The sequence below is a fragment of the Streptomyces sp. NPDC057654 genome (genome assembly GCF_042800135.1).
In the GTDB taxonomy this organism is placed as follows: Bacteria; Actinomycetota; Actinomycetes; order Streptomycetales; family Streptomycetaceae; genus Streptomyces.
Genome location: NZ_JBHVHQ010000941.1, coordinates 1 through 3,166 on the forward strand (window position 1 = coordinate 1; position 3,166 = coordinate 3,166).

Sequence of the window (3,166 nt, forward strand, 5' to 3'; positions counted from 1 at the left end):
CCCACAGCGCGCGCAGGTCGGCGTCAGCGGCGGCGCCAGGTCCGAGCCGGTAGGGGTCGACGAGCGAAAGCGCCTGGCGACGCCGTCGCCGGAACGCCTGATGGCGCTTCTCGTCCTTCGATATCGCGCGCATCAGCCAGCTCGCACCGTCAGTTTCCGCCTCAGCCCCCGCCTCAGCCCCCTCGTGGAACGCCCGCGCCAGATCCGCGAAGCCCGCCGCCGCGAGCAGCAGCGGTTCCGTGGCGTCCTGACGGGCGTACCGGCGGCGCAGGTGTTCCAGTACGGCCACGCTGTCGGCGTGGAAGACGCGCTCCGCCGCCTCCATCGCCTCCGGCCCGCCGTAACGCTCCAGCTCCGGGTCGTAGCTGTCCCACACCGCCCGGCCGACCAAGCCGCCCTCGTGCAGCGCCGCAGCCGCCTGGTGCAGGCGCGGGAGCAGTTCCCCCGCCAGTACGGCCGGCGGGGCGTGGAAGCGAAGCCGCAGGTGGGGGCCGCCGGCGTCGCTGTAGCGCAGGAAGAACCAGCGGTCGACCCGCGCGGGAAGATCCCCGAGGAGGGTCGGCAGATCGGTGGCGGCCAGGAGCTCCTCGTGCAGCGGGGCGGGGGCGTAGAGGCAGATCTGAAGCCACTCGCCGCCCGGCAGGTGTACGGTCCCGGGCCGGCGCGCCGGGGCGGGGCGGCGGGCGATCGAGGCCGTACGGTCGTCGGCGAGAGCGGTCCTCCGCAGCGGAATGACGACCTCCGCGTGGTGGGCCCCCGCCTCCCCCCGCAGCCAGCCATCCGGCGCCCCCGCCGCGTCGGCGGGCGTCTCGCGCAGCTCGGCCTGGTCGGTACGGAGCAGTTCGTGCCGCAGCAGCTCCGGGTGGCCGGGCCGCGCCAGGTCGAGCTGTACGTAGCGGTCCGCCCAGCCCACCTGTACCCGGTCGGGTACGCGCCACTGCCGCTGCCAGCGGCGGAACGCCTCCCACCACCGCGCGAACGGCGCGTCGGCGTCGCGCAGTTCCGCGTCCGGCCGCCAGCGCGCCGGGCTCAGGACCGTACGCCCGTAACGGACTCTCGGCAGGTGGGGCAGCAGCTCCGCGCCGCCCCAGTGCCACATCTGCCAGCGCCGCCGGCCGCTCGCGGCGATCTCGGACAGGAAGCGGGCGGCGTTGGGGAGGTCCCAGCGGGGGTTGAGCATGTGGAAGACCGCGGGTCGCACTGCTCGTCCGGTGGCCGCCTCGACCAGGTACAGGCGCTCGTGGTCGGCGCGTACGGCCAGGTCACGGGGGTCGAGTACGCCCGGGTCGGCGGGGTCGGCGAAGCAGCCGACGGGCAGGAGGCGGTCCAGGCGCCGCGGGACCTGCGCGACGTTGCCGACCCGCGACCGGCCGGGCCGGAAGGCGACCTGCGCGCGCAGCACGCCGTTCCCCTCGCCCTTCTCCCCCTTGGCCAGGGAGGCGACTTCGGCGTCGGCCCCTTCCCCCATCAGATAGCCGAACCGCCCCAGCATCGCCCCGGCCTGCCGCGACCCGTTGGCCAGTACGAGCGCGAAGTCGCCGCCGGTCAGCGCGTCGGCGTCCGCCGCCAGCAGGTGGGCGCCCACCTCCAGCGACTCCGGGGGCAGGCCGCCCGCGTCGGCCCGGGGGGCCAGGAGGCGCACCACCGGGTGGTCCTCGTCGAGTACGACCTCGCCGTCTCCCGTCATCGCCGCCTGCTGGGCCAGCGACGCCATGGCGCGGTCGCGCTCCTCGTCGGGGGCGGCGGGCGGGGCGCCGCGCGTACTCGGCGGGCGCAGATAACCGGCGGGCGCGTCCAGGCCGACGACGGGGTCGAGTACGTCCATGAGCGGCACTTGCCGGTCGGTGCCGTAGCGCGCCAGGAACGCCACGTGGTACTCGCGCAGATGCTCCGGCCCCGCCGTGCGCGGCGCGAGCCGCCACAGCAGTTCCGCCGCGCGGGCGGCCTCCTCCGCGACGGCTGCGGGGAGCCGGGCCTCGGCGTCCAGCGCGAGATCGACGTGGAGCGGATGGTCGGACGCCGGGTGCAGCCGCCGCATCCGCGCGGAGACCTCGGCCAATGCCGGTCCGCCGAGACCTGGCGGGGTCGCGGCGTAGCGCTCCAGATCATCTTTTACGGACACGAGTTCGGCTCTTTCGGGCAGCGCCCGCGGAGGTATCCCGGAGCTGACGCGCAGCACGTAGCCGAGTGGGTCGACCTCCTCCAGCGGCGGCCGGGCCCGCGTCAACAGGATCTCCTTGCCGACCAGTTGCACCAGCACGCCGTCCACCGCCTGCGCGGTCGCACCGGGGAAGCGCTCCAGGAGCGCCTGGGCGAGCTCCGCTCCGAGGACTGGACGGCGGGCGAGCTCCAGGACGGCCGCGACCACGGATGTGTGGCGCACGCTGACGTTCTGGACGGTGCCGGAAGTGAGGGCGTCGGTCTCCGCTGGCCCGGGGGACCCTGGGGACTGAGCGGACCCGGGGGACTGGGCGGACCCAGCGGACTCGGCGGGCTCGACGGACTGCGGCACGTACGGCAGGACCAAGCGCGCGCCGCGCACCCGGCACAGCGCGTTGGCCACCACTTCCAGCCGGTGCAGCACGCCGGGCCGCCGCTCCCAGGAGGCGACGAGGCCGGTCAGCCACTCGCGGTCGGGGCGTACCGCGCGGCGGTGCGCGGCGCCGAGACGCACGGCGGGCGCCTCGCCCGGACCGGCGAAGCGCACGGGAGCGACGCCGGCCATCAGCCCGAAGGGGGTGGCGCGCGTGCTCATGCGCAGCCGGTAGAGGGTCAACGACCGTACAGCACGCCGCAGTTGCGCAAGGCTCGCTCCCTCCCCCGCGTCGAGTACCCGGCTCAGCAGGCCGGCCAGGGAGGGGCTGGACACCTCGACGGCCTCCCGCACCAGCGGGCCGTTCGCCAGGGCGCGGAGGGAAGCGAGGAGAGCGGCGAGGACGTCGGCCTCGCCGGACGCCGGAACGGTGAGGTCAACCGGGAGCACCGGAGGGGCCGAGGAGACCGGAAGCACTGGGGCACGCAACATGCCGATGCCGGCGACCTCGTAGCGGAACTGCTGGACCGACGGGACCGACGGGGATGACTGGGATGACTGGGACGCCACGCGAACGTACTCCTCACCGCTCACCGCTCACCGCACCTCAATGCCTCAGTACCTCAATGCCTC

At 75.0% G+C, this 3,166-nt stretch carries 1 protein-coding gene; it reads right to left on the reverse strand.

What is annotated here, in order from left to right; genetic code table 11:
• On the reverse strand, nucleotides 1–3,103 hold a 3,103-nt coding region (locus tag ACFU99_RS38625; RefSeq protein ID WP_384401884.1), incomplete at its 3' end, for a lantibiotic dehydratase.
• Between the last annotated feature and the right edge of the window lie 63 nt (nucleotides 3,104–3,166).